Annotated in this window: 20 protein-coding genes; 15 read left to right on the top strand and 5 right to left on the bottom strand. The window is 74.4% G+C overall.

Annotated features, from left to right (window positions below; translation table 11 throughout):
* Window positions 1-71: 71 nt before the first annotated feature.
* Complete coding sequence (locus ACERM0_RS02125) at window positions 72-605, bottom strand: DUF1697 domain-containing protein (RefSeq protein WP_373676843.1); 534 nt, start codon at window positions 603-605, stop codon at window positions 72-74.
* A 102-nt stretch (window positions 606-707) separates the two neighbouring features.
* Between ACERM0_RS02125 and ACERM0_RS02120 the strand changes: the two genes are divergently transcribed.
* The 7 genes from ACERM0_RS02120 to ACERM0_RS02090 all read left to right on the top strand — a co-directional run bounded on the left by ACERM0_RS02120 (window position 708) and on the right by ACERM0_RS02090 (window position 10,589).
* Window positions 708-1,295, top strand: coding sequence for an HIT domain-containing protein (locus tag ACERM0_RS02120; RefSeq protein ID WP_373676842.1), 588 nt, complete (start codon window positions 708-710; stop codon window positions 1,293-1,295).
* Entirely contained in the window at window positions 1,292-1,684 is a 393-nt protein-coding gene (locus tag ACERM0_RS02115) for a hypothetical protein (protein WP_373676841.1), read from the top strand. Before ACERM0_RS02120 ends, ACERM0_RS02115 begins: the two co-directional genes overlap by 4 nt.
* Before the next feature lie 102 nt (window positions 1,685-1,786).
* A complete protein-coding gene (locus ACERM0_RS02110; protein WP_373676840.1) occupies window positions 1,787-2,818 on the top strand; it encodes a 6-phosphofructokinase in 1,032 nt (343 codons plus the stop codon).
* Window positions 2,811-3,626 carry an inositol monophosphatase family protein gene (locus ACERM0_RS02105; RefSeq protein WP_373676839.1) on the top strand — a complete coding sequence of 272 codons (816 nt, stop codon included), beginning with the start codon at window positions 2,811-2,813 and terminating at the stop codon, window positions 3,624-3,626. The genes ACERM0_RS02110 and ACERM0_RS02105 overlap by 8 nt, the downstream gene beginning before the upstream one ends.
* Window positions 3,627-3,678: 52 nt before the next feature.
* A complete protein-coding gene (locus tag ACERM0_RS02100) occupies window positions 3,679-4,704 on the top strand; it encodes a low specificity L-threonine aldolase (protein WP_373676838.1) in 1,026 nt (341 codons plus the stop codon).
* A gap of 99 nt (window positions 4,705-4,803) precedes the next feature.
* Window positions 4,804-9,642, top strand: a complete 4,839-nt coding sequence (locus tag ACERM0_RS02095) for an HAD-IC family P-type ATPase (RefSeq protein ID WP_373676837.1) — start codon at window positions 4,804-4,806, stop codon at window positions 9,640-9,642.
* Window positions 9,639-10,589: an NAD(P)H-binding protein gene (locus ACERM0_RS02090; RefSeq protein ID WP_373676836.1), complete on the top strand. Its 951-nt coding sequence runs from the start codon at window positions 9,639-9,641 to the stop codon at window positions 10,587-10,589. Before ACERM0_RS02095 ends, ACERM0_RS02090 begins: the two co-directional genes overlap by 4 nt.
* Window positions 10,590-10,607: 18 nt before the next feature.
* Here ACERM0_RS02090 and aroF read toward each other — a convergent pair whose 3' ends face one another.
* Window positions 10,608-11,675: a 3-deoxy-7-phosphoheptulonate synthase gene (gene aroF, locus ACERM0_RS02085; protein WP_373676956.1), complete on the bottom strand. Its 1,068-nt coding sequence runs from the start codon at window positions 11,673-11,675 to the stop codon at window positions 10,608-10,610.
* A 497-nt stretch (window positions 11,676-12,172) separates the two neighbouring features.
* Here aroF and ACERM0_RS02080 point away from each other — a divergent pair, with 497 nt between their 5' ends.
* On the top strand, window positions 12,173-13,231 hold the full coding sequence (locus tag ACERM0_RS02080) for a zinc ribbon domain-containing protein (RefSeq protein ID WP_373676835.1): 1,059 nt from the start codon (window positions 12,173-12,175) through the stop codon (window positions 13,229-13,231).
* Between the two features lie 281 nt (window positions 13,232-13,512).
* Here ACERM0_RS02080 and pknB read toward each other — a convergent pair whose 3' ends face one another.
* Both pknB and ACERM0_RS02070 read right to left on the bottom strand, forming a co-directional pair.
* A complete protein-coding gene (pknB, locus tag ACERM0_RS02075) occupies window positions 13,513-15,513 on the bottom strand; it encodes a Stk1 family PASTA domain-containing Ser/Thr kinase (protein WP_373676834.1) in 2,001 nt (666 codons plus the stop codon).
* A 56-nt stretch (window positions 15,514-15,569) separates the two neighbouring features.
* Window positions 15,570-16,028: a hypothetical protein gene (locus ACERM0_RS02070; protein ID WP_373676833.1), complete on the bottom strand. Its 459-nt coding sequence runs from the start codon at window positions 16,026-16,028 to the stop codon at window positions 15,570-15,572.
* Between the two features lie 72 nt (window positions 16,029-16,100).
* Here ACERM0_RS02070 and ACERM0_RS02065 point away from each other — a divergent pair, with 72 nt between their 5' ends.
* From ACERM0_RS02065 to ACERM0_RS02050, 4 genes are all read left to right on the top strand, one after another.
* The gene (locus ACERM0_RS02065; RefSeq protein WP_373676832.1) at window positions 16,101-16,451 is read left to right on the top strand and encodes a hypothetical protein; all 351 of its coding nucleotides are present in this window, start codon (window positions 16,101-16,103) and stop codon (window positions 16,449-16,451) included.
* 159 nt (window positions 16,452-16,610) lie between these two features.
* Entirely contained in the window at window positions 16,611-17,171 is a 561-nt protein-coding gene (locus tag ACERM0_RS02060) for a type 1 glutamine amidotransferase domain-containing protein (protein ID WP_373676831.1), read from the top strand.
* A gap of 130 nt (window positions 17,172-17,301) precedes the next feature.
* A complete protein-coding gene (locus ACERM0_RS02055; protein WP_373676830.1) occupies window positions 17,302-17,652 on the top strand; it encodes a hypothetical protein in 351 nt (116 codons plus the stop codon).
* A gap of 171 nt (window positions 17,653-17,823) precedes the next feature.
* Window positions 17,824-19,821: an aconitate hydratase gene (locus ACERM0_RS02050; protein WP_373676829.1), complete on the top strand. Its 1,998-nt coding sequence runs from the start codon at window positions 17,824-17,826 to the stop codon at window positions 19,819-19,821.
* Between the two features lie 15 nt (window positions 19,822-19,836).
* Here the strand turns inward: ACERM0_RS02050 and ACERM0_RS02045 are convergent, their stop codons facing one another.
* Window positions 19,837-20,877: a hypothetical protein gene (locus ACERM0_RS02045; RefSeq protein WP_373676828.1), complete on the bottom strand. Its 1,041-nt coding sequence runs from the start codon at window positions 20,875-20,877 to the stop codon at window positions 19,837-19,839.
* 136 nt (window positions 20,878-21,013) lie between these two features.
* On the opposite strand from ACERM0_RS02045, the gene ACERM0_RS02040 reads away from it, so the two are divergent.
* The 3 genes from ACERM0_RS02040 to ACERM0_RS02030 all read left to right on the top strand — a co-directional run bounded on the left by ACERM0_RS02040 (window position 21,014) and on the right by ACERM0_RS02030 (window position 26,440).
* Window positions 21,014-21,988, top strand: a complete 975-nt coding sequence (locus tag ACERM0_RS02040) for a glycine betaine ABC transporter substrate-binding protein (RefSeq protein WP_373676827.1) — start codon at window positions 21,014-21,016, stop codon at window positions 21,986-21,988.
* Between the two features lie 268 nt (window positions 21,989-22,256).
* Window positions 22,257-22,562 carry a DUF6504 family protein gene (locus ACERM0_RS02035; protein WP_373676826.1) on the top strand — a complete coding sequence of 102 codons (306 nt, stop codon included), beginning with the start codon at window positions 22,257-22,259 and terminating at the stop codon, window positions 22,560-22,562.
* Window positions 22,562-26,440 (top strand): DNA polymerase III subunit alpha, encoded by a 3,879-nt coding sequence (locus ACERM0_RS02030; protein WP_373676825.1) that lies wholly within the window; start codon window positions 22,562-22,564, stop codon window positions 26,438-26,440. The genes ACERM0_RS02035 and ACERM0_RS02030 overlap by 1 nt, the downstream gene beginning before the upstream one ends.
* Window positions 26,441-26,519: the final 79 nt, after the last annotated feature.

The following is a 26,519-nucleotide window of genomic DNA, read 5'->3' as shown; positions in this document are numbered from 1 at the left end:
GTGACATCCGTCGACCGCCCGACCGCGCCACCGCACGCGTGCCCCGGCCATTTCCGCGTGTCGCCGTGCCGTCACAGGCGGGTGGCGAGGCGTTCGACCGTCCGCTTCGTGCGCATCGTCGCCGGGCCGGGGTAGAGCGACGGCTGCATCAGGTCGATGCCGGCGTCGCTGATGCCGCCGCGCGGCAGCCAGTACAGCTCCCGACCGACGATGGCGAGGCGGTCGTCGTCGGTGGCCAGCCCGAGCAGCCGGTTGCGCTGTGCCGCGGATGGTTCGTCACGCAGGAACACCACCTGCACCTTGCCGGCGGTCGCCGCGACGGCCTCGGGAGGGAACGGCTGCGCGGCGGCGATCGCCGTCACCTCCTCCCGGGTCCGCACGAAGGTCGGGACGGCGTACCCGAGGAGGGTCTGGAGGTGCGCCTCGACCAGTCCCTCCAGTTCGCCGGCGTCGTCGTGCGGGGCGGCGAAGTGCAGGTTGCCGCTGGCGAGGAACGTCCCGACCTCGGCGAACCCCAGCGCGGCCATCGCCGCGGCCAACTCGGCGTTGGTGATGCGGTGACCGCCGACGTTCATGCCACGCAGGAAGGCGGCGTAGGTCGGCATGGCGTGGTCTCCCGGGCCGGGAGCGGCAGCGTACGCTCACGCCGCGACGTGGCCACGTGATCCCACGTGAGACGTGGACAGCCGACCCGCCAGGAGCGACGTGTGGAGGACGACACCGACTCGGTCGGCCAGATCGGGCGTGACGCACGGCACGACCAGGCCGGGCTCGGCGTGGACGACCTGCAGCGCCTGTGGGCGCCCTGGCGATTCGGGTACGTGGCCGGTGCGGAGCCACTGGAGGGCTGCCCGTTCTGCGTCCTGCCGCAGCGGGGTCCCGACCGCGACCGGGAGAGCCTCATCCTGCACCGCGGTCGGCACTGCTTCGTGATCTTCAACGCCTACCCCTACAACCCCGGGCACCTGATGGTCGTGCCCTACCAGCACGTCGCCGAACTCGAGGAGCTGCCCGACGACGCCGCGTACGAGTTGTGGGACCTGGCCCGCCGCTCGGTCGCTGTGCTGAAGCAGCAGGTCAACGCCCAGGGCGTCAACCTCGGCATGAACCTCGGCGCTGCCGGTGGCGCCGGCATCGCCGAGCACCTGCACCTGCACGCCGTGCCGCGCTGGGTCGGGGACACCAACTTCATCTCCGTCGTGGGCGCGGCCAGGGTGCTGCCACGGGCGCTCGAGGAGATGTGGGACGAGCTTGCCCCCGGCTTCGCCGACGAGGCGGCCTCGGAGTCCGCATGACGGACCGCACGCCCCCTCCGGACCGCACGGGCGACACGATCGATCTCGGCGGCTGCTCGGGCTGCTCGCTGGGCTGTGCCGTCGCCTGCTCTGACGGCCGCGAGGATCGGGCCACGGAAGCGCGCCAGACACTGGTCGCCTCGGGCGTCGCGGTGGTGTTCCTCGCCGTCGTGCCCGGGCTCGTCAGCCGGTCGCTCCTCGTGCAGGCGCTCGCGGCGCTGGGTGCCGCCTGCGGTGCCGCCACCCTCGCCACGGCGGCGTACGCCGTGCGCCGCGGTCGCCCGGCCGGCGACCGTGCCGCCCGACTCGGGTTCCGGGCGCTGCCCCTCGGCGTCGCGGCCATGGCCGCGACCTGGGTCGCGGCGCTGGTGGTGTGGCTCACCGGCTGACCGCCGATCACGCGCTCGCCGCCGGCTGTCTACGATCCGCCGGACGCGTCGGCTCCCGCCCCGCGCCGCCGCCCCCGCTCCCACCTCCCTGGACGCGTACTGATGGTCTCCCGCATCGGCATCCTGACCGGCGGTGGAGACTGCCCGGGTCTCAACGCCGCCATCCGCGCCGTCGTCCGGCGTGCCGACCAGGCCAACGTGCTGACGTTCGGTTTCCGCGCCGGCTGGAAGGGCGTCCTCGACCTCGAGGTCGACCAGCTCACCCTGTCCACGACCCGCGGGCTGCTCCACCGCGGCGGGACGATCCTGGGGACGTCCCGGGTCGACCCCTATCGCGAGCCCAACGGCGTCGAACGCATTCGCGAGGCACTCGAGGTGCACCGCCTCGACGGCCTGGTCGTGATCGGCGGTGAGGGCACCCTGTCGGCCGCCACCCGCCTGACCGAGGAGGGCATCCCGATCGTCGGGATCCCGAAGACGATCGACAACGACGTCGCCGCGACGGAGCTGACCATCGGCTTCCTCACGGCCGTGCGTACGGCCACGGAGGCGGTCGACCGGCTGCACTCCACCGCGGAGTCCCACAACCGGGTGATGGTGCTCGAGGTGATGGGCCGTCACGCCGGGTGGATCGCAACCTACTCCGGCATGGCCGGCGGGGCGGACGCCATCCTCATCCCCGAGGTGCCGTTCGACATCGACGCCGTCGGCCGCCACCTCAAGCACCGTGCCGGCTCGGGCCGTGACTTCTCCATCGTCGTCGTGGCGGAGGGCGCGCTGCCGCTCGACGGCACGCTGGAGATCGAGGAGCCGCCCAAGGACGAGTTCGGGCGACCACGGCTGGGCGGCATCGGCCATGCCATCGCCCACGAGATCGAGACCCGCACGGGCTTCCCGGCGCGCGTGACCATCCTGGGGCACGTCCAGCGCGGTGGCTCGCCGACCGCCATGGACCGGGTCCTCGCCACGCAGATGGGCGTCAAGGCCGCCGAGCTCGCGATCGACTCGCGATGGGGGCAGATGACGGCGTTCCAGAACCACGCGGTCGTGCCCGTCCCGCTGGCCGAGGCGACCGCTCGGCTGAAGACCGTGCCCGCCTCGCTGTACCACGTCGCGGAGACGTTCTTTGGCTGAGCCGGACCTGTCCCTGTTGCGCGACCTCGCCGTCGACACCGCCTGCGAGGCCGGTGCCGCGCTGGCCGGCTTCGCGTCCCGCCACGCTGCAGGCGACGACCTGGGGTTCGCCACGAAGACGACGGTCAGCGATCCCGTCTCCGAGGCCGACCGTGCCGCCGAACGGCTCATTGCCGACCGCTTGGCGCAGGCGCGTCCCGACGACGGCCTGCTGGGCGAGGAGGGCCAGGCGCAGCGACGCGGGACCACGGGCCTGCGCTGGGTGGTCGACCCGCTCGACGGCACGGTCAACTTCCTGTACGGGATCCCGGCCTGGTGCGTCTCGATCGCGTGCGAGGACGACGACGGCTCGCTGGTCGGCGTCGTACACGATCCCACCCGCGAGGAGACCTTCGTGGCCGTGCGCGGCGGTGGGGCGGTGCGCGACGGTGCCCCGCTCGCGGTGACGGACGCGGCGACGCTCGACCGCACCCTGGTCGCCACCGGCTACGCCTACGCCGCCGACACCCGCCGCGACTGGGCCGAGGACGTGGCGGAACTGCTGGGCACCGTACGGGACGTCCGGCGCGTGGGCGCGGCGGCGCTGGATCTCGCATGGACCGCGGCCGGGCGCTTCGACGCCTACCTGGAGTTCGGTCTGGCACCCTGGGACTGGGCGGCCGGCCGCCTCCTGGTCACCGAGGCCGGCGGGGTCGTCAGTCGGCCCACCCGCCGGCTCGGCGGCGAGCCCCGCGTCGGGGTCCTCGCCGGCGGCCGGGCGGCACACGACGGGCTGGCCGCCTGGCTCGGCGGCCGCCCGGACTGGTGACGGGCGCCGCGTCCGCGCCACCGCCGACCACCGCGACATGCCGAGGTACCTCGTGATCGATCTGCGTTCCGACACCGTCACCCGCCCGACCGAGGCAGTCCGTCGCGCCATGGCTGCCGCGGAGGTCGGCGACGACGTCTACCGCGAGGACCCCGAGGTCGAGGCGCTCCAGGAGGAGGTCGCGGACCGCTTCGGCCGCGAGGCCGCGCTGTTCGTTCCGTCCGGGGTGATGGGCACGCTGGTGCTGCTGCGGGCCCTGGTACCGCCCGGCAGCGAGGTGGTGTGCGAGTCCGACGCCCACCTCGTCGCCTACGAGGCAGGTGCCGGCGCGCTGCACGCGGGCGTGCAGTTCCGCACGATCGACGGCGACCGTGGCCGGCTCGACGTGGACCTGGTCAGGCCGCGGCTGCGTCCCCCGACGTTCCCCTACACGGCGGTCGGCGCGATCAGCGTCGAGGAGACCACCAACCGCGGCGGCGGCGCCATCCACGGCCTGGACCGGCTTCGGGCCCTGCGGGCGCTCGCCGACGAGCGTGGCGTGCCGCTGCACGGGGACGGCGCACGGCTGTTCAACGCCATCGTCGCCAGCGGGGTGGCGCCGCGCGAGTACGGCGCGCTGTTCACCGGGTTCAGCTTCTGCCTGTCGAAGGGGCTCGGCGCGCCGGTCGGCTCCGTGGTCGTCGGCGACGCGGACGTCGTGGCGTCGGCGCGGGAGTGGCGCCGCCGGCTGGGCGGCGCGATGCGCCAGGTCGGCGTGCTGGCGGCTGCCGGACGTCACGTGCTGGCCCATCACGTCGAGCGCCTCGCCGAGGACCACGCCAACGCCCGCGCCATGGCCCGCAAGGTGGCCGACGCCGTGCCGGGTAGCTGCGACCCCGCGGAGGTGGAGACCAACATCGTCTACGTCGACACCGGTGCCGTGCCGGCCGCGGCGGTCCTCGAGCGGCTGCGCGAGGCCGGGGTGCTGGCCGGGGCGATGGGCGAGGACCTGGTCCGACTGGTGACGCACCTCGACGTAGACGCGGCCGGTTGTGACCGTGCGGCCGACGTCCTGGCCAAGGTGCTGTCGGACGGGTGACCGGTCGGACCCGGTAGGCGCTTGCCCGACGGTGTCCCGGCCTCGGAGACTCCTCGGTCGGCCGCCTCCCGTTCCCGCGGCCGGTCAAGGAGACCGTCGATGGTGCTCGGGCCGCTGCGGCAGGCTGCTGCGCTCACCTGGAGTGTGGCGACCATGCCCGCCCGCATCGCGAGCGAGGCATTCACGGCCGAGGATTCGGCGCCCGACGACGCCGCCCCGACCAGCGCGACGCCCCCGGGTGACGCGGCCACCGGCGAGGTGGCCGCGGAGCACGCGACGACACTCCTCACGTCCGCCAACGGCACCCGGGCCGACGTCGACGGTAACGGGCACGGCCGTCTGCACGTCGGCCCGCTCGACCTCGACCTGAGCACGCTGTTCGAGGGCGGCCCGCTGGCGGACCTGCACCTCGACAACCCGTTCGCCGACGTCCACCTCGACGACGTGCGCCAGTTCTTCGAGGAGGGCGCGGAGCGGGTCGGTGACCTCGTCGAGGAGGGCGTCGAACTGGTCGGCGACGCCTTCGATGAGGGCGTCGAACTGGTCGGCGACGCCTTCGGCTCGCACCGGCGGGTGTGGGAGGACGGGCACCACGAACACGCCCAGATCGAGGTCCACGGACTCGAGGACCCGTCGGCGGTCGGTTTCCGTCGCCGCATCGCGCAGGCGCTCAGCCGCCTGGACGACGTTCGTTGGGCGGAGGTCAACGCCATCACCGGCCGCGTCGCCGTGGCCTTCGACGGCGGCCAGCCGACCCTGGGCACGCTGCTCGACGTGATCGAGTCGCTGGAGGACGCCCATGGCATGCGCCACGGCGAGACGCCGCGGCCGGGCTGGGACTGCAGCGACCGTGCCGAGCACCCGGCCGACGACGAACCGGTGCACCGCGTGCTCGCGATCATGGCGGGCGACCTGCTGAGCATCGGCTGGGCCGTCGGCGCCAAGCTCGCCCGCTTCCGGCAACTGCCCATCGAGATCGGCGGGCTGGTCACCGTCGTCGACAACAACCCGTGGCTGCGCCTGCAGGCGGAGAAGATCCTCGGCCGCCGCGTCGCGGCCCTGGTCCTGCCGCTGGGCAGCGCCGCCGCCGGCGGGCTGGCGCAGGGTCCGCTCGGGGCGATGCTCGACCTCGCCCACCAGGCCACCGTGCTGGGTGAGGTCCGGGCCCGCCGTCGCGTGTGGTGCCAGCGTGAGCCCGAGTTCTACGCCATCCGCAGCGACGAGCCGATCGAGCCGCCCGACCTCGACCCGCGGCCCGTCCCCATGCCGGACGGTCCCGTCGAGCTCGCCAGCAAGCGGCTCGGGCAGCTCTCCCTGGCCGGGTTCGGTGGGACGCTCCTGGCGACGCGCGACCCGCGCCGCGCCGCCGACGCCTTCCTCGTGTCCACGCCGAAGGCGGCCCGACTGGGGCGCGAGGGGTTCGCGGCCCACCTCGGGCGCACGCTGGCCTACCGCGGCATCGTGCCCCTGGACGCCTCCGCACTCCGGCGGCTGGACCGGGTGGACACGGTGGTGCTGGACGCCGACGTGGTGCGCTCGCCCCGGTGGGAGATCCGCGGCGCCTGCACGCCCGACGGGCGGGACGCGCCCTCCGACGTGGTCCACCACGCCGAGCGGCTGCTGGACGCCGACGACGTCGACGCCGACCGGACCGCCGACGGCTGGCGGCTGGCGCCGGTGAAGCTCGTGGCCGACGGGGGTCAGGTCGCGCTGCCACGCGGCACCCGGGCCCGGGCCCGCGAGATCACCGCCCGGGGCGGCCGCGCCCTCGCGCTCGTGAACGACGGGCAGGTCGCCGCCGTCGTCGACGCCGTCGACCAACTCGATCCGGGCCTCGACGCCGTCGTCGCGGCCGTGCGTGCGTGCGGGCACCGATTGCTCGTCGCCGGCCGCGCCGGGCGCGTCGCCGACCGCATCGGCGCCGACGGCACCCTGCCGGGCGGTCGCGCGCTCGGCGAGGCGGTCCGCGACCTGCAGGCCGACGGCGCGGTCGTGATGCTGATCGGCCGGCAGGGCCACCGGGGGCTGGCGGCCGCCGACGTCGGACTGGGGGTCGTCGCACCGACCGGCCGTCCGTCGTGGGGCGCCGACCTGATCCTGGGTCGCGAGCTGGCCGACGCCGCGACCATCGTCGAGGCCACGGCCGTGGCCCGCGAGGTGTCGCGCCGCTCGGCCCGTTTCGCCGTCGGCGGCTCGGCGCTGGGTGCCCTGGTCGCCGGCACCGGGCCGCGTGCGGCGGCCGGCTCGCGCGGGCTCGCGATGGTCAACGGCGCGGCCGCCGCGGCGCTCGCGTCCGGGACCTGGGCCGCCGTGCGCCTGGCCCACCGCCCGCGCCCCTACGTACCGGACCGCGTGCGCTGGCACGTGCTGAGCGCCGATCGCGCCGTCGAGTTGTTGGACACCGACGCGCAGCGTGGCCTGACCGTGGACGAGGCGAGACAGCGCCGGACCGTGTCCACGATCGGGGGCGCCGAGGTGTCGCCCGGTGAGCCGTTCCTGGCCGAGCTGGCCAACCCGCTCAACCCGATCCTCGGTGTCGGCGCCGGGCTGTCGGCGGCCGTGGGCTCCATGACCGACGCCGGCATGGTGCTCGGCCTGATCGGGATCAACAGCCTCGTCGGCGGGCTGCAACGGCTGCGTGCGGACCGCACGGTCCGCGGCCTGCTCGAGCGCGACGTCGAGGAGGTCACGGTCGTCCGTGACGGCCGCGAACAGCGGGTTCGTGAGGACCGGCTGGTCCGCGGCGACGTCATCGTGCTGCACGCCGGCGACGCCGTTCCCGCCGATGCGCGGATCCTGGTGTCCGACGGCTGCGAGGTCGACGAGTCCAGCCTGACCGGCGAGTCGCTGCCCGTGGCGAAGACGGCGGACCCCTGCCCCGAGGCGGCCATCGGCGACCGCGCCTGCATGCTCTACGAGGACACGACGATCTCCAGCGGTTCCGTGCGCGCCGTGGTGGTGGCCACCGGCGAGCACACCGAGGTGGCGCGCAGCCTCGCGCTGGCCGGCCCGCCGCCCCCGACGGGTGTCGAGCTGCGGCTGGAAGAACTGACCAAGCGGCTGCTGCCGGCCGCGCTGGCGACCGCCGGCGGCACCGCAGGGGTCGGGCTGCTGCGGCGCTGGCCGCTGCGTGACGTGGCCAGTACCGCCGTCAGCCTCGCGATCGCCTCCGTGCCCGAGGGCCTGCCGTTCGTCGCGACCGCGGGGCAACTGGCCGGCGCCCGCCGGCTGGCCGCCAACAACGCCGTCGTGCGGAACCCCCGCACGGTGGAGGCGCTCGGACGCGTCGACGTGCTGTGCGTCGACAAGACCGGGACCCTCACCGAGGGACGCGTACGTCTCACCGGCGTCTCCGACGGCCGCCGCAACGTCCACCGCCGCGAACACGACGACCCGCTGCTGCGACGGGTGCTCGCCGCCGGCCTGCGCGCCAGCGCTCCCGCCGACGCCGAGGCCAACGGCAACGGGCTCGACGAGACCGACGAGGCCCTGCACCGGGCGGCCGAGGCACTGGACGTCACCGCCGCCGACGGCCTGCCGGGCTGGACGGTCGTCACCGAGCTGCCGTTCGACTCGAACCGGGGCGTCCACGCCGTCCTCGGACGGGCCCGCCGCCGCCACCACCTCGTCGTCAAGGGTGCCCCCGAGGTCGTGCTGGAGGCGTGCACCACCTGGCGCAACGAGGGCGGCGACGACGTCGAGCTCGACGAGGCCTCCCGGTCGCAGGTGCTCGAGCAGATCGGCACGCTCGCCCGTCGCGGCCACCGGCTGCTGGCCGTCGCCGAACGCGACGCGTCGTCGCGGCCCGAACTCGAGGAGGACCGTCTCGAACGGCTCCGACTCATCGGTCTCATCGCCCTGTCCGACCCGGTCCGCGAGACCGCCGCGGAGGCCGTTCGCGGCATCGGCGAGGCCGGCGTGCGCACGATCATGGTCACCGGCGACCACCCCGACACGGCCCTGCACATCGCGAGCGAGCTCGGGCTCGACGGCGAACGGGCGCTGACCGGCACGGACCTCGACGACCTCGACGACGAGCAGCTGGCCGACGCGCTGCAGGACGTCGCCGTCGTGGCGCGCGTCAGCCCGGCCCACAAGCTGCGTGTGGTCAAGGCGTTGCAGGCCCGCGGGCACGTCGTGGCGATGACCGGGGACGGCGCCAACGACGCCGCGGCGATACGGCTCGCCGAGGTGGGTGTCGCGCTCGGGGAGCGGTCCTCCCCGGCGGCCCGTGACGCGGCCGACATCGTCGTCACCGACGACCGCATCGAGACGCTGATCGACGCGGTCGCCGAGGGCCGCGCGCTGTGGGGGTCCGTACGCGAGGCCCTGGCCGTGCTGGTCGGCGGCAACCTCGGCGAGATCGGCTTCACGGCGCTGGCGTCGCTGTTCAGCCGCGCCGCGCCGCTGGACCCGCGCCAGTTCCTGCTGGTGAACCTGTTCACCGACCTGGCACCGGCCGTCGCGATCGCGGTGCGCCCGCCCGAGGACGTGTCGACCGAGACGCTGCTGCGAGAGGGTCCGGAGGCGTCGTTGGGCACCGCGTTGCGCCGCGACGTGACGATCCGCGGCACGGCCACCGCCTTGGGTGCGACCGCCGCCTGGACCGCCGCACGACTGACGGGCACCCGTAGGCACGCCAGCACGGTCGGCCTGGTGGCGCTGGTCGGCACGCAGCTGGGGCAGACCGTCGCGGCCGGCGGCTGGAAGCGTCCGACGACGCTGCTGACCGGGCTCGGGTCCGCCGCCGGCCTGGCCGCCATCGTGCAGACTCCCGGGGTGAGCCAGTTCTTCGGCTGCCGCCCGCTCGGGCCCCTGGGGTGGTCGCAGGCGACCACCGCGGCGGCGATCGCGACCGCCGGCTCGCAGCTGGCGTCGCGGATCGCCGAGCGGGCGGACCTGCATCCGGACGGCGCCGCGGTTCCGGAGACGCCGTGACCCAGCCACCACAGGACAGCGGCGCACGCATGGACCTGCTCGTCACCGGCGCGACCGGCTTCGTCGGCGCCGCTCTCGTCCCGGCCCTGCTCGACGACGGTCACCGCGTGCGCTGCCTGGTGCGTGACCCCGACCGTCTCGACGTGCCGTGGCGCGACCGCGTCGAGGTGCTGCAGGGCCGCGCCGAGGACCGTCAGGCGGTGTGGCGGGCGGGCGACGGCTGCGACGCGGCCTTCTACCTCGTGCACGGCATGGAGGAACGGCTGCGGGGCCTGGTCGAGCGGGAACGCGCCATGGCGGCGGGCTTCGCGGCAGGTGCGGAGGAGACCGGCATGCGCCGCATCGTCTATCTCGGCGGTCTCGTCGACGAAGACCGGTTGGCCCGCGTCTCCGACCATCTCTACGCGCGCCAGCAGGCCGGCGAGGAGCTGCGGGCCGGGCGCGTCCCCGTCACCGAACTGCGCGCCGGGATCGTGCTGGGCGCCGGCAGCGCGTCCTTCGAGCTGTTGGTCGCCGCCGCCCGGGCGCCCATCGCCCTGGAGACGCCGTGGAGTGGGGCGCGGGTGCAGCCGGTGGCGCTCGACGACCTGCTCGCCGTCCTGCGGGCCGCTCTGACCGACCCCGCTGCCGCCCATGAGGTCCTCGACATCGGCGGACCCGACGTCGTTGCCTATGGCGAGCTGGTCGACCTCGTGCGCCACGAGATCGGAGCGCCGGACCCGCGGCGGCTGCGGGTGCCCTACCTGCCGCCCGAGGTGACCGCCGTCGCAGCCGCCGTGCGGGCCGGCGTCGACCCGGTGCTCACGCTCGGGCTGCTGCAGTCGGTCGAGGAGGACACGGTCGTGCGCGATCCGCGTGGTCGCGAACGGTACGGCGACCTGCTGGGCACCCCGGTCCGGCAGGCGATCCGCGACGCGCTGGCGGTCGCTCCGACCGGACCGGGGTGATCGGCGAGGCCGGACCGGTCAGGCGGAGGCCGAGCGGCCCCAGGCGCCGACGCGGTGCTCCTCGGACGGTGCGGCGACCTCGCGGCCCATCGTGGCCGACAGCTTGGACACGGCCTCGCGCAGGTGCAGCAGGTCGTCGCGCACCAGCGCCTGGGGCCCGTCGCACAGCGCGATCTCCGGCCGCGGGTGGACGTCGACGATGAGCCCGTCGGCGCCGGCAGCGATCGCGGCGCGGGTCAGCGGCAGCACCAGGTCGCGCTTGCCGCCCGAGTGCGACGGGTCGACGATGACCGGCAGGTGGGTCAACGACTGCGCGACCGGGACGGCCGAGACGTCGAGGGTGTTGCGGGTCATCGGCTCGTACGTGCGGATGCCCCGCTCGCACAGCACGACCTGCAGGTTGCCGGTGTGGGCGATGTACTCCGCCGCCATGATCCACTCGTCGATGGTGGCGGTCAGCCCACGCTTGAGCAGCACCGGCTTGCCGGCCATGCCCACTTCCTTGAGCAACTGGAAGTTCTGCATGTTGCGGGCGCCGATCTGGAGCATGTCGGCCTTGGCGGCCACGGTCTCCACGTCGGCGGGGGTCACCACCTCGGTGACGAACGGCAGACCGACGTCGCGGGCCACGCCGTGGAGGATGTCGAGACCGGCCTCGCCGAGCCCCTGGAAGGCGTAGGGCGAGGTGCGTGGCTTGTAGGCGCCGCCGCGCAGGATCGACGCGCCGGCCTCCTTGGCCATCTTGCAGGCCGCTTCGGTCTGCTCCTGGCTCTCCACGGCGCAGGGACCGGCGATGAGCGTGACGGTGTCCCGGCCGATGGGGGTGTCACCGACCCACACGGTCGACGGTCGCGGATGGGTCTCCACGCTGACGAGCTTGTACGGCTTGCTGACCCGGATGACGTCCTCGACGCCCGGGAAGGCGTGCAGCGGCAGTTCGGTGAACTGGGTCAGGTCGCCGACGAGTCCGATGATCGTCTGGTGCTTGCCGCGGGAGACGAACGCGTCGCCCCCGACCTCGTCGATCGCCTTGACGACCTTGTCGACGTCCGCGTCGCTGGCGCCGGAGCGCATGACCACGACCATCGTGGTGTCCTCTCTGGTCACTGACCCGCTCCCCGGTCGACGACCCCCGGAAACGTCTGAGCCCCGGAGGCAGCTTCCCCGGGGCTTCGAGTCTCGGTGCGGTGTGGTGTTAGGTCCTGTCCGCAGCGCGCTCGGTCCCGGGCCCGGCAAAGAACCGGCCCTGGAACCAGAAGTAATAGGTCGCGTGCGGCATACCGGCGGAGGGTAGCAGCGTGTTCGGGGCCACCACCATCGTGTCCCTGCTGCGGCAGCCGGCGTGCGCACCCGGGCAGGGGCTGACCGCTCGTCGCGCGCCAGGTTCGCGCTCGACCGCCCACCGCGGAGACCGCACCGCCCACCGCGGAGACCCCCGACCGTCCCGTGCGTCGGCGCCCGCACCGGGGCACGTGTCGGCCGTCCGGTCGTGGGGCGCCTAGGCTGCGCCGCCGTGTCGGGGCGATCGTGCGTTCGCCCGCGACCTCTTCGTTGCCCGTCAGGCCCGACCCGTCGAGACCCGTGTGACCAGCGACGCCGCCGCGACTTCGCAGCCCCGCGCCTGCCAGGACTGCGGGACCCCGGCGACCCCGGGTGCGCGTTTCTGCCGGGCCTGCGGCGTCGCCCTGCAGGACCCGGAGCCGGCCCCGCCGCCGGCGCGCGCGCCGGTCGAGGACGACGAGACCACGGGGGAACTCGACCGCATCACCCGCGGCAGCGCCGACGTCTCGCCACCGGTCGGGGCGCTCGCCCTGCGGTCGTGCCCGAACTGTGGCGGCCCCAACAGCCCCCGCCGGGAACTGTGCGGCCGTTGCGGCGCGGACCTCGACACCGGCAGCGTGCCGCCGCGCGCCGACGCCCGCGCGCTGGCCTTCCCCGGGCAGCCCGGGTCGGACGACGACGAACCGCGCTCGTGGCTGGGTGCCGGCCTCGCGGTGCTGCTGCTCGTCGTCCTGGTCGTCGCCGGGCTCGGTCTGGCGGGCATCGGACCGTTCGGCAACGCCGAGGCGTCCGTGCCGTCCGCCCGCTTCGACGAGCAGACCTACACCGGGCCGCCGGAACGGCTGCCCATCGCGGAGATCGCGACCCGCACCACCCTCGAACCGCAGGGCGGGATCTCCTACGAGGCGTCGCAGATGGTCGACGACGACCCGGGTACGGCCTGGAACTCCGACGGTCGTGTCGACGAGGTCGAGGACGGTGTCGGCGAGCGGATCGAGCTGTTCCTCGAGGAGCCCGCCTGGGTCGACCGCTTCGTCGTGCGCAACGGTGACCAGCGCGACGCGGAGACCTACGCCGCCAACGCCCGCATCCAACGGGCCCAGGTCACCATGGACGGCGGCGTGGTCCTGCTCATCAACCTGCTCGACGAGGGACTGGCGCCGCAGGCCGTGGAACTGACCGAGCCGGTGCTCACCACCGGGGTCAGCATCGAGGTGCTCGACACCTTCCCGGGCGACACGCACCCGGACCTGGCCGTGTCCGACCTCGAACTGCAGGGCTGGGCCGCCCAGGGCGACGACGTGCAGGTCGCCCGCCAACGCGCCCAAGGCCGACCAGCGACCGCCTCTCCCTCCTCCTGACGCCGCGCCCGGCGCCTGGTCGCGGGTCCGCGCGACGAGGTCGTCCGGTCGCGTCTGCGCGCAACGGTCGCGCCTGACCGCCCCGGGCAGGCAGCGAGCCGCGACCCTTGCCGCCTCCCGCGACGGGACGCACCGGGGGAGCCGGAGGGAGCGGAGGGGTGTGGTGGGCGCCGCAGCAGGGGCTATCTCGGAAGCGCCCCCAGGGCGCGCACCGAGAGCGAGCGAAGCGACCCCCGCGCAGGCGGCCACCACGGCCCCGGAGCGGGCTCGGAGCGAAGCGGTCAGCCCTCGTAGGCGTAGATCGTCACGGTGCCGCCGGGCAGCCGCTCGGCGCCGGGCCCGGGGTCCTGTTCGAAGACCCGGTTGGGACGCAGGAACGCACCGAAGCCGCCGCGCCGCTCCACCTCGACGTCGAACCCCTGCTCCTCGAGGACGGACACGGCCTCCTCCACGAGCATGTTGCGGACGTTGGGGACCTCGATCGGCGCCGGTCCGAGCGACACGACGACGTCGACGGTGTCGCCCCGGAAGAGTTCGCCGTCGGCCGGGTCCTGCCCGATGACCGTGCCCTCGGCGGCCTCGGCGTCGTGCTCGCGGCCGGACACGCGCATGCGCAGCCCGGCGTCCTCGAGGGCGGCGGCCGCGTCCTGCTCCGCACTGCCGCGTACGTCCGGCACGGCGATCGGGGTGGGGCCGAGGCTCACGCGGACCTCGACCTGGCTGGTCTCGTCGAGCACCTCGCCGGCCGCCGGCTCGGTGCGGATGACGAGCCCGCGTTCGACCTCCTCGTGGTGACGCTCGGTCACCTCCGGGCTCAGGCCGGCGGAGGTCAGGCGTGCCTCGGCGACCTCGCGGGTGTCGCCCGCCACGTCGGGGATGGTCACCTGCCGCGGTCCGGCGGACAGGGTCAGCGTGACGCTGGCGCCGCGGCGGGCCGTCCCGGTGAGGTCCTGCACCAGGACGTGATCGGCGGGCACGTCGAGGTCGTGCGGACGCTCGCGGTCCACGTCGACCACGAACCCGGCGCTCTCCAGTTCGTCGACGGCGTCGCCGTGGGCGCGGCCTTCCACCTGCGGGATCGGCGTGATCGGGGCCAGGTACCGGTCCCAGACGAGGTAGCCGCCGGCCGCGGACGCCGCCAGGAGCCCGAGCACCAGCAGCGCCACCAGCCAGCCGCGACCGCGGCGACGGCCGTCGCCGACGTCGTCGTAGGCGCCCTCGTCGTAGGCCTCCGCGTCGTCGGCCTCCGCGTCGTCGGCCGGCACGACGGCCGTCGGACGCGGTGGCGGCGCGTCGGGCGGCGTGGTGCCGCGCGCGCCGACGACCCTGGTGGGTTCGGCGCCGTCCAGGGCCCGGGTCGAACCGCTGGGCGGTGGCGGACGCCGGGTGATCAGCGTGTCGCCGGCCAGTTCGTCCAGGTCGAGCGGGGCGATGCCCGCCGGGATGGCCAGCGAGAGCTCCCGGGCGAACGCCGCGCCGTCCTCGGGCCGCTCGTCCGGGTCGTGGGCCGTGGCCGCCAGGACCAGCTCGTCGAGCTCGGGTGAGACGCCCGCGACGAGCGTCGAGGGAGCGGGGACCCGCTGCGAGGTGTGGGCGACGGCGGTGGCGAACGGCGATTCGCCCTCGTGGGGCGGCCGGCCGGTCAGGCACTCGAACAGCACGACACCCAGGGCGTACACGTCGGCGCGCGGGTCCAGCGGTCGGCCACGCACGGCCTCGGGGGAGAGGTAGTGCGGCGAGCCGACCAGTACGTCGGCCCCGAACGTCGACGTGGCGCTCGCCGCCGCCCGCGCCAGACCGAAGTCGGTGACGTGGACCTGGCCGTCGGCGCCCAGCAGCAGGTTCTCGGGCTTGACGTCGCGGTGCACCAGCCCGGCCCGGTGGGCGCTGCCCAGGCCCGCGGCGGCCGGCGCCAGCACGCCAAGGGTCTGTTCCGGGGTGAGACGGCCGTGCCGGCGCAGGACCTCCCGCAGCGACGGGCCGTCGACCAGCTGCAGCACGAGGTAGGCGCCGTCGGCGGTCTCGCCCCAGTCGTGCACGGCCACGACGTTGGGATGCGCCAGCGCGGCTGCCGCGCGCGCCTCCCGGCGGAAACGGTCGAGGAACGCCGGGTCCGTCGCGAGGTGGGCGTGCAGCAGCTTGACGGCCACCTCGCGTTCGAGCACCTCGTCGACCGCCCGGTGCACCGTGGCCATGCCACCGCGGCCGAGTTCCCCGCGCAGCACGTAGCGACCACCGACGCGGGTGGGGGTCACATCGGGCGACGGGGACGAGTTCGACACGACCGGGATGGTAGGGCAGCCGGGTGGGCAGGCCCGCGTACCCCATGTTCCCCGTGCTATTCGCGCTGCTGGCGGTCCACGCGGTCGCGCAGCGTGCCGTACAGGGTGCGCAGTTCGTCGGTCTCGCCCTGCAGTTGGTCGAGGCGGCCCTGCAGGTCCGTCAGGCTGCGGCGCAGGTCCGCGGACGCGCCGGCGGCCTCCTCGGCCACGGCGTCGCGGGCCTCGGCCTCGCTGGCGAGCCGCTCGTCGAGCGCGGTGACCGCATCCGACAGCGACGACAGCTGCTCGTCGACGTCGCCGAGGCGTTGGGCCGTAGAACGGTCGCTGGTGACCCGCTCGAGCCGGGCCTCCAGTTCCTCGACGCGCTCGACCAGGGCGGTCTCGGCCTGCGAGCGGGCAGCCAACTCGGACCGGATCTCCGCGAGGACAGGGTCCTGCTCGGCGGCATCGGCGGAACAGGCGACGGCGCCCAGCACGACGGCGAGGGCGAGGACGGACCTTCTGAGCGCGGACATGGGCCCGAAGCGTAGGGAGTCCGGCGTGCAGCTCCCAGTAGCGTGCCCCGTCACGACGAGCAGGAGCCGGGTGTGGGCAGCAACGGCGGGGGGCCGCAGACGTTCGACGACGAGCTGGAGGCGCTCGGGTTCCGGCCACAGGGCGTGTCCCGACGCGGCGGGCGGATGTGGACGCTGCCGTTCAACCGCTTCCTCACCTTCATGCTGCACGACTACCACGACGCCATCGTGCTGACGTGGTCCTTCTCGCTCGGCGACTACCTGCTGGAACGCGGTTGGCAGGTCAGCACCACGGACACCTCGACGACCGAGCTCTACCCGCAGCACGACGTGCGGCTACCGCTGGACGTGACCGCGCTCCACGGGGAGATCACCCGCGTGCTCACGACGCTGCGCCTGGATCTGGGCGATCCCGCGCTGTAGCGGCTGACGCGGCAAGTGACGACGGGTCCGGATGGGTCGCCGACCGCCCGCACGGGGGTGGTCCCCCTGACTGGACCGTTCGTGCAGGAGGGGCGCTCCCGCACTGACGCGTCCACGCCGACCATCGCAGGCACAACCGAATCGCAGAAGGAGCAGCAGATGGCGAGCATCGACGGAGCCAAGGTCGCCTTCCTCGTGGCGACCGAGGGCGTCGAGCAGGTCGAACTGACCCAGCCGTGGGCCGACGTCAAGCAGGCCGGCGGCACCCCGGTCCTGCTGTCCACGCAGGACGGCACCGTCCAGGGCTTCGAGCACCTCGACAAGGCCGACACGTTCGAGGTCGACGAGGTGGTCGACGACGTCAGCATCGACGACTTCGACGCGCTGGTGCTCCCTGGCGGGGTCGCGAACCCGGACCAGCTGCGGATGCACGGCAATGCCGTGGCGTTCGTACGCGACTTCGTCGAGTCCGGCAAGCCCGTCGCGGCGATCTGTCACGCGCCGTGGTCGCTGGTCGAGGCCGACTGCGTGCGCGGGCGCACGCTCACCTCGTGGCCGAGCCTGCAGACCGACATCCGTAACGCCGGCGGCACCTGGGTCGACCAGGAGGTCGTCGTGGACGACAACGGCCCCGGCCCGCTCGTGACCAGCCGCAAGCCCGACGACCTCGAGGCCTTCGACCGCGAGACGATCGCGCTCATCGAGAAGGCACGCGGCTAGGCGGCGCGCCGCCTTCCCGGCCCGGACGGGGCGGGGGCGCCGGCGTGGGTACCCTCACGCCGACCCCGTCCCGCCACGCCGATCCCCGTCCCGCCCGAGGCCACGTTTGACCGCCACCGACCCGCGCCCCGTGCCGTCCCCGGCCTCGTCCGATTCGCCGCGCGTCGAGGCCCGCGACACCGGGCAGCACCCGATCGTCGACTGGGGACGCACGGCCCGGCGCCTGCGCTGGCAGTTGGCCGTCATCGGCCTGCTCGTCCTCGTGACCTGGCTGGTCGTCGGCATCGGCGGCGACCGGCTCACCCTGCGCCTGCTGGGCGAACTCGTGGGCTTCGGGATCCTGCTCGCGTTCGTCGCCGAGGTGGTCGTGGTCGGCGGCTCGGCCGTGCGCGGCCTGCTGGCGGCCGGTGAACGCGGCGACCGGCTCGCCAGCGCCGACGTCTCCCTGCTGCCGCCCCAGTTGCGCCGCCGGCGCCGCTGACGCGGCCCGGCGTCGCTGACGCCTCCCGGCGCCGCTGACGCGTCCCTGCCCCGCGGCGTGCCTCCGGACGAGGCTGCCCCCTCGCGGCCTCGGCCGACCGGCCGGACCGGGTCGCCGTCGCACTCCTAGGGTCGTTCTCGCGACCCGGATGTCACGACGAGGGAGTCGACGGTGGGGGAGAACGTCGCGCGCACGGTGATCGGTGAGCACCTCGTCGAGGGCGACATGACGCCGGGGACGCCCATCGGCATCCGCATCGACCAGACCTTGACGCAGGACGCGACCGGCACGCTGGTGATGCTGGAGCTCGAGGCGATGGGCCTGGACCGCGTCCGCACCGACGTGTCGGTGCAGTACGTGGACCACAACCTCATCCAGGAGGACCACAAGAACCCCGACGACCACCTGTTCCTGCGCTCGGCCGCGACGCGCTTCGGGCTGTGGTACTCGCGACCCGGCAACGGCATCAGCCATCCGGTGCACCAGGAACGCTTCGGCAAGCCCGGCGCGACCATGGCCGGTGCCGACTCGCACACGCCGGCGGCCGGGGCACTGGGCATGATCGCGATCGGCTCCGGCGGGCTGGACGTGGCCACCTCGATGGCCGGCGAGCCCCTCCGGATCCGGATGCCGGAGATCTGGGGCGTCGAACTCGTCGGCGAGCTGCCGGACTGGGTGTCCGCCAAGGACGTGATCCTGGAGCTGCTCCGCCGCCACGGGGTCGACGGCGGCAACGGCCGCATCGTCGAGTACCACGGCGAGGGCGTGGCGAGCCTGTCCGCGATGGACCGGCACGTCATCTGCAACATGGGCGCCGAGCTCGGCGCGACGACCTCGATCTTCCCGGCCGACGACGAGGTCCGTCGGTTCCTGCGTTCGCAGGGCCGCGAGGACGACTTCCGCGAGCTGGTGGCGGCCCCCGACGCCGGCTACGACGTGACCGAGCGCATCGACCTCGCCGAGCTGGTGCCGCTGATCGCACGGCCGAGCTCGCCGGGCGACGTCGTGCCGGTCGGCGAGGTGGCCGGGGAGCCGATCGCGCAGGCCTACATCGGCTCGTCGGCCAATCCGGGCTACCGCGACTTCGCGGTGGCCGCCGAGATCGTCGCCGCCGTCGGGCGGCCCGTCTCCGATCGGGTGTCCTTCGACGTCAACCCCTCGAGCCGGCAGATCCTCGGGAACCTGATCCGTGACGGGCACCTGCTGTCGCTGGTCACCGCGGGAGCGCGCATCCACCAGGCCGGCTGCAACGGCTGCATCGGCATGGGGCAGGCGCCCGCCACGCACGAGAACTCGCTGCGGACCACGCCGCGCAACTTCCCGGGCCGTTCCGGCACCCGCGAGGACCGGGTGTTCCTGTGCTCGCCGGAGACGGCCACCGCCAGTGCGATCACGGGCGAGATCACCGATCCCCGCGACCTCGAGGAGCGCTTCGGGATCCGGTACCCGCGGATCGGCGAGCCGACCGATCTGCTCGTCGACACCGCGAACCTGCTGCCGCCGCCCCCGCCCGACGAGGCGCTGCACGTGCAGCTGCGCAAGGGCCCCAACATCGCGACGCTGCCGGACGTCGGACCGCTGCCCGACACGCTGGAGCTGCCGGTCGTGCTCAAGATGGGCGACGACGTGTCCACCGACGAGATCCTGCGGGCCGGTGCCGAGGTCCTGCCCTATCGGTCCAACATCCCGGAGATCGCCCGGTTCGCGTTCGACCGCATCGACCCGAGCTACCACGACCGCGCCCTGCCGCACCGCGACGGCGACGGGCACGCCGTCGTCGGCGGACGCAACTACGGCCAGGGCAGCTCGCGCGAGCACGCCGCGCTCGCACCGCGCTACCTCGGCCTCCGGGTGGTCCTGGTCGAGGAGTACGCCCGCATCCACGAGCAGAACCTCGCCAATTTCGGGGTGGTGCCGCTGACCTTCGCCGACCCCGAGGGCCTGGACGCCGTCGAGCAGGACGACGTGCTGCGGCTGACCGGCCTGCGGGACGCCCTCCAGGCCGGCCCCGAGTTCGAGATCGAGAACGTCACGCGCGGCACGACGCTGCGCGTCCGGCACGGCCTGTCACCGACCCAGGTGGAGCGGGTGCTGTCCGGCGGTGTCATCCGGTTCATGAAGCAGCAGCTCGACAACGAGGAGGTCGACGCCGCCGACCGCCCCGTCTGAGCATCGCCGCGTCGGTCAGTCCTCGACGAGGTCGTCGGCCGGGGTGCCCTCGGCGCGCGGCGGGATGGCCGGCAACGCCTCGAGCTCGGCCTCGAGCTCCTCGACGTCGAGCACGTTGTCCCACCGCGCGGCGATCCGGCCGTCCTCGCCCACGAGGAAGGTCCACGGCTCGTTGCCGCCCGCCTCGGTCTGGATCCACTCGGCCGCGGCGGCGTTCAGCCGCTGTTGCTCGAAGTCCTCCCACACCTCGACCATCACGAAGTCGGCGCGGTCCTCGTAGCGGTTGGCGAGGTCCTCGACGGTCTCGGCCAGCGGCCCGCAGAACCGGCTCACGCAGTAGACGGGTGTGGAGAAGATCGCGACGACCGGGCGGCCCTGCTCGACGGCGTCGGCGATGGTCGCGCGGTGCAGGATCGGCGCCGGGATGTCGCCGGTCTGTTCGGCCCGCGAGTCCAGCGCGGCCGGCGTGGCGTTGCCGGCCTCCACGTCGGCGATCGTGAAGTTCTCCGTGGCGGGCGCCTCGTCACCGACCGCGGGGACCGCCGGTTCCGGCAGCACCTCGAAGGTGGTCTGGCCCTCGCGGACCGTGCCGTCGGCGAGTTCGGCCGTGACGCGCACGCCCCACCAGCCGGCCTGGTCGAGATCGACGCGCGCCTGGTAGACGCCGGCGCCGTCCTGTCCCATCAGCACGGTGGGCTGGCTGGACGCGCCCTCGGGCTCCGCGCCCGGCACCGGGAGGAAACCGGCCTGGACCGACTCGGTCAGCTCGGCCTCGCCGCCGGCCTCCTCGCCGAGGTAGCCGAGGTCGAACGTGACCTCCCCGAACCCGAGCAGCTGCCGCTCGGAGGTGTAGATGCCGGTCAGCAGGCGCTGGTCCTCGCCGACCGCGAGGTCGAAGCTGGCGACGGCGACCGCGAGCTGGCGGTCGGCGTCGGCCTCGCCGGCCTCCTCGGTCGTGGCGGACTCGGGCTCGTCCTGGGCGCCACCGCCACTGCAGGCGGCGAGGAGCAGGGCGAGGGCCACGAGGGCGGACAGGCGGGGGAGTCGTGAACGCATGTCCGGGAGTGTAGGGCGACGGCCGGGGGCCACCACACGCGACGCGGCTCCGTGACGCGCTGCGGCCGGTTCGCGCCACCGCGCGCCGGTGACCTCGCCGGGGGCGGTGGCGGCGGCGGTGTGGCAGCCTTGGCGCGTGCGTCGCTGGCTGTCGCTCCTGCTGCTCCTGGTCGCCTGCAGCTCCCAGGTCGGCTCCGGCGTGCCCGCCGGCAGCGACGAGCGTGCCCCGGCGGTGGCGCCGGTTCGGATCGCCGGCGGCACCGAGGTGGAGACGCAGGTCCTCGCCCGCACGATGCTGGCGCTGCTGGAGCTGTCCGGCCAGTCGGCGGAGATCGTCGCGTTCACCGACGCCCGCGACGCGCGGCAGGCCCTGGAGCTCGGCGACGTCGACGTGCAGGCCGCCTACACCGGCGAGGCGTGGCTGGAGGTGCTCGGCCGCGCCGATCCGCCCGGCGACCCGCGCGCCAGCTTCGTCGCGGTGCGCGACCACGACGAGCCCGACGACCTGATCTGGCTGCGGCCCCGCTTCGGTGACGGCAGCCTCGAGCAGCCGCCGGCCAACGCCACCTTCGCGTTCGTCGTGCAGGGACCGCCATCGGTCGGCGCCGACCTGCGCACCCTCTCCGACCTGGCGCGTCGGTTGTCCGAGCAGCCCGACGCCCGGGTGTGCGTCGACCGGGAGTTCGGCACGCGCGTGGACGGGTTGCGGGCGGTGCTGGAGGCCTACAGCGTCCGCAGCGACCGCGAGTTCCTGGCCGCCGATCCCGAGGAGGCGGTCCGCGGTGTGGCAGCGGGCGACTGCCTCGCCGGCCTGACCACCGCGACCGACGGCAACGCCTGGCAGGCCGGCCTGCGGCCCCTGGTCGACGACCTGCGCGTCTTCCCGGCCTTCGTGCCGCTGCCGCAGATCCGGGCCGATCTGCTGGCCGAGCAGCCGGGCGTCCGGGTGGCGCTGGGGCCGATGGCCGCGCAGCTGACGACGGCGCTGCTGGGGTCCTGGAACGCCCGGGTGGTGGCGGGCGAACCGATCGAGCAGGTCGCCGACGAAGCCGCCCGCGAACTGCTCCTGCGCGCCGGTCGCACTCTGCCGGAGGATGGCCCCGCGGCCTGACCGGTGCGCGGGGTCCCGTGGCACGGCCGGTGCGCGTCCCGCCCGGGTTTCCCCGCGGCGGTGCGCCAAGTGGTGCGCGGGGTCGCGCGCGGCGCGGCCGGCGGTGGTCGTTCGCTGGCGGGTGTCGCAGCCGAGTCGTACGGTGCCGTCCTTCAATCGAACACACGTTCGAGCGCTGCTCGGGAGGCGCGCCGGCCACCGTAGGGCGGACGCGGCGGGCCGAACGAGGGCGAGTTTTCGAGACACGCCGAGGGCGTGACGGGACCGGATGGCAGACACCATGACCAAGCGCTATCGCGAGCACCTCGAGGAGGTCGAACTTCCCCCCACCCAGGCGAACGGCGACGCCGCCCCCACCGCGTTCAGGTGGCGTGGCCAGCGCTACCAGGTGCTGCAGGTCCTCGGGCACTGGCGCGAGGACCCGGGCTGGTGGCGGCGTCCCGACGGCGAGCCCGTCCAGATCGAGCAGACCGACCTGTGGCGCGTCGAAGCGCGCAACGGCAAGCCCACCCGCGGGGTCTACGAACTGGTCCGGCGCGGCGAGACCTGGCGTCTCGACCGCGTCTGGGACTGATGCCGGCCACCCGCCGCTGGTCGCCGCAGGAACACGAGGCGTCGGTCGAGGACCACCAGGTCGACGTCCGACGCGCCGCCGAGGCGGCCGAGGCGCTGTACCGGGCGGGCAAGACCCGTCCGGCGCCGCCGGGCACGCCACCGTTCGCGCACCTCACGGCCCGCACCTCGTACTCGCTGCGCGACGGGGCGATCCGTCCCCGCGAGTTGGCCGCCGCGGCCGCCGCGGCCGGCATGACGCACGTCGGGGTCACGGACCGCGACGGCCTGTACGGCGCGGTCCGGTTCGCGCAGGCCTGCGTCGCCGAGGGGGTCACCCCGGTGTTCGGCAGCGACCTCGCGCTGCGCCCGGGCGAGCGGCCCGGCTGGGAGCGCACCCGCGGGGGCCGGACCCGCGACGCCGGCGACGCCCGTCCCGGCCGCGGGCCGGGGTGGCTGGAGGACGACGCCGCGCGCGTGACGTTCCTGGCCCGGACCCAGGACGGCTACGGGGACCTGTGCCGGACCGTGTCGGCCGCACACGCCGACGCCCGCAGCGACCCGCACCTGCCCGCCGAGGCACTCGCGACCGCGGCGGCGTCCAGCGGGGTCGTCGCGGTGCTGGGGGTCGACTCGCCGGTCGGCCGGCTGCTGGCACGCGGCCATCTCGACACGGCCGAGCAGGAACTGCGTGCCTGGCTGGAGGTCTTCGGCCGCGACGGCGTCGTCCTGGGCGTACGCAACCACCGGGTCGCGCCGGGCGGACGGCGGTCGCTGGCCGGCGGGGCGGGCGGTCACGACGCGACCGAACCCGGCGACGACACCCGCATCCGTCGCACGCTGGAGCTGGCGCAGCGTCTGCGGGTGCGCGCCGTCGCCGTCAACGACGTGCGCTACCTGACCCGCGACGACGCGGCCGTCGCGGACGTGCTGCGCTGCGTTCGCCAGCAGGTACCGCTCGGCCGCCACCACCTCGGGCGCTCGACCGCCGAGGCATGGTTCACCAGCGCCGCCGACCAGCACGAGCGGTTCCGGGAACGGCCCGACCTGCTGACGGCCGCCCACGAGCTGGCCACCAGCTGCACGGTCGACCTCGGCCTGGGTGGCCTGCACGTGCCGCGGCTGTCGGGGCTGTCGGCGGAGACCGCGGCGGGCGAGCTGCACCGTCGCTGCTGGGCGGGCGCCGCCGAGCGGTTCACCCGGATCACCCCGGCCGTACGCGAACGGCTCGAGCGCGAGCTGGAGATGATCGACCAGCTCGGCCTGCACGACCTCTTCCTCGCCGTCGCCGACATCGTCGCCGACGTCCGCGATCTCGGCATCCTCGTCGCCTGCCGCGGATCGGCCGCCGGCAGCCTGGTCTGCTACGCGCTGCGGATCAGCGACGTGGACCCGATCGCCAACGGGCTCGCGTTCGAGCGGTTCATGAACCCCTACCGCGACGAGCTGCCCGACATCGACCTGGACGTGGAGTCGCACCGGCGCGAGGACGTCTACGACCTCGTGATGGCCCGTTTCGGTGAGGACCGCACCGCCTGCGTGGCGATGGTGGAGACCTTCCAGGCCCGCATGGCGGTCCGCGAGGTCGGCAAGGTGTTGGGCATCGCGCCCGAGGAGCTCGACCTCATCGCCAAGGGCTTCCACCACGCCCGCGCCCGCGACGTGCGCACGGCGCTGGAACGGCTGCCGGAGCTCAAGAACAGCCGCCTCGACGCCGGCCAGCTCACGCGCCTGTTCGACCTCGTGGAACGCATCGACGGCTTCCCGCGTCACCTCGCCATGCACCCGTGCGGGATCCTGCTCGCCGACACCACGCTCACGGCGCGCACGCCGCTGGAGCGGTCCGCCCACGGCTACGCGATGAGCCAGTTCGACAAGGACGACGTCGCCGCGTTGGGCCTGCTGAAGCTCGACGTCCTCGGCGTGCGGATGCTGTCGGCGATGTCCCACGCGCTGGGGCTGGTCAACGGCACGCTGGAGGTCGCCCCGCCCTCGGCCGCGACCGGTGACCTGACCCGGGGCGAGGCGCCGAGGCCGTCGTGTCTGCCGGCGACCCGCGAACCGGACCCGACGCTGCCCGGTCGCGACGCGCGGGGCCGGCTGTCGGTGGACGCCATCCCCAACGGCGACGAGGACACCTACGCGCTGATCCGTTCGACCCACTCGGTCGGGGTGTTCCAGATCGAGTCGCCGGGCCAGCGCGAACTGCTCGGCCGGTTGCAGCCGGACCGGTTCGGTGACCTGGTCACGGAGATCTCGCTGTTCCGGCCGGGGCCCGTGAAGGCCGACATGGTGACGCCGTTCGTCGCGCGCCGGCACGGCGAGGAAGCGACCTCGTACCTGCACCCGTGTCTGGAACCGGTGCTGGCGGAGACCCACGGGGTGATCGTCTACCACGAGCAGGTCATGGGGGTGCTCGCGGCGCTGACCGGCTGCGACCTCGCCTACGCCGACCTGTTGCGCCGGCAGTTGGCCGATCCCCGCAAGGCGTCGTCGATCCGCGGCTGGGTGGTGGCCCGGGCACTGGATCGGGGACTGACCCGCGAGGACGCCGAGCGGGTGTGGGACCAGCTCGCCTCGTTCGCGGCGTTCGGGTTCTGCAAGGCCCACGCCGCGGCGTTCGCGGTGCCGACCTACCGTTCGGCGTTCCTGAAGGCGCACGTGTTCCCGGAGTTCGCGGCCGGGCTGCTGACCCACGACCCCGGGATGTACCCGCGACGCATGATCCTGGACGAGTGCCGACTGTTCGGCATCGCCGTGCTGCCACCGGACGTCAACCGCTCGGTCGGCCCCTACACCGTCGAGGTGCTCGACCGCGGCCTGGCCGACCACCTGCTGGGGCTGACCGCGGCGGTGCGGGCGGTCCAGCGCCGCGAGGACCCGGCCCCGCACCTGCCGCCGGGCTGGACCTGGCCGGAGGAGGTGCCGGCCGGTCGGGTGCCGCGACCCAAGGCGGGAGCGCCACCCCGGCCGGTCCGGGTGCCGCGCCCCGTGCCGCCCACCGGGTTCGACGGCGGCGACGCGGGCGGCGGCTACCGCTACGCCGTGCGGATCGGCCTGCAGGACGTCAAGGGCATCACGGACGCCGAGGTGGCCAGGCTGCTCGAGGGCCGGCCGTTCACGACCCTGGCGGACCTACGCGAGCGGGCCGGGCTGTCGCGTCCCACCGCCGAGGCGCTCGTCGACGTCGGTGCGCTCGACCAGCTCGCCGGCGTGGGACGCAAGGGTGGTCCCGCCGGCCGGCGGGCGTTGCGGTTGGCCGTCGAGGAGCTGTGGGCGGGCACGGGACGGCGACGCCGGCGCGGGGCGGGGGAGGAGCGGCGCGCCGAGCAGACGGCGCTGGACCTGCACGCCGACCACACCCCGCAGCTGCCCGAGGACCGCGACGCCGACCGCGTGCGCGCCGAGCTGGCCGTGTCCGGCATGGACGTCACCCGCCACGTGATCAGCTTCTACGAGCCGCTGCTGGAGGTGCTCGGGGTGGTGCGTGCCTGCGACCTGCAGACCCTGCCGACGCAGACCACCGTCCGGGTCGCGGGCGTGAAGGTCGCGGTGCAGTCACCGGCGCAGCGCTCCGGACAGCGGGTGCTGTTCCTGTCGCTGGACGACCGCACCGGCACCACCCAGACCACCTACTTCGAGCGGCACCTCGACGACTGTGCCTGGACGGTCCTGCACGCCTGGCTGGTGGTCGCCGAGGGGCGGGTGTCGCGCCGCGGGCACATGGGCGCCACGGTCACCGGCACGCGGGCGTGGGACCTGTCGAGGTTGTGGCGGGCCTGGCAGGAGGGCTGGCTGGAGGCGGCGCTGGCCGAGCGCGGCACCCCGGCACCGCACGAGCGCGCCGTCGCGCGACCGGCCGGACTGAACGCCTCCGAGTTCGGCCGCGGCAGCCGCTGAGGCCGTCGTCCACAGCACCGCCGCGACCGAACCGGACGTCGCCGGGCTGGGCCGGTTGGGTGTCCGTTGCGACCCCGAC

The sequence above is a fragment of the Egicoccus sp. AB-alg2 genome, from assembly GCF_041821065.1.
Taxonomy (GTDB): Bacteria; Actinomycetota; Nitriliruptoria; order Nitriliruptorales; family Nitriliruptoraceae; genus Egicoccus.
The sequence above is the reverse complement of the archived record's forward strand: the minus strand, read 5'-3'. Positions and strand labels throughout refer to the sequence as shown.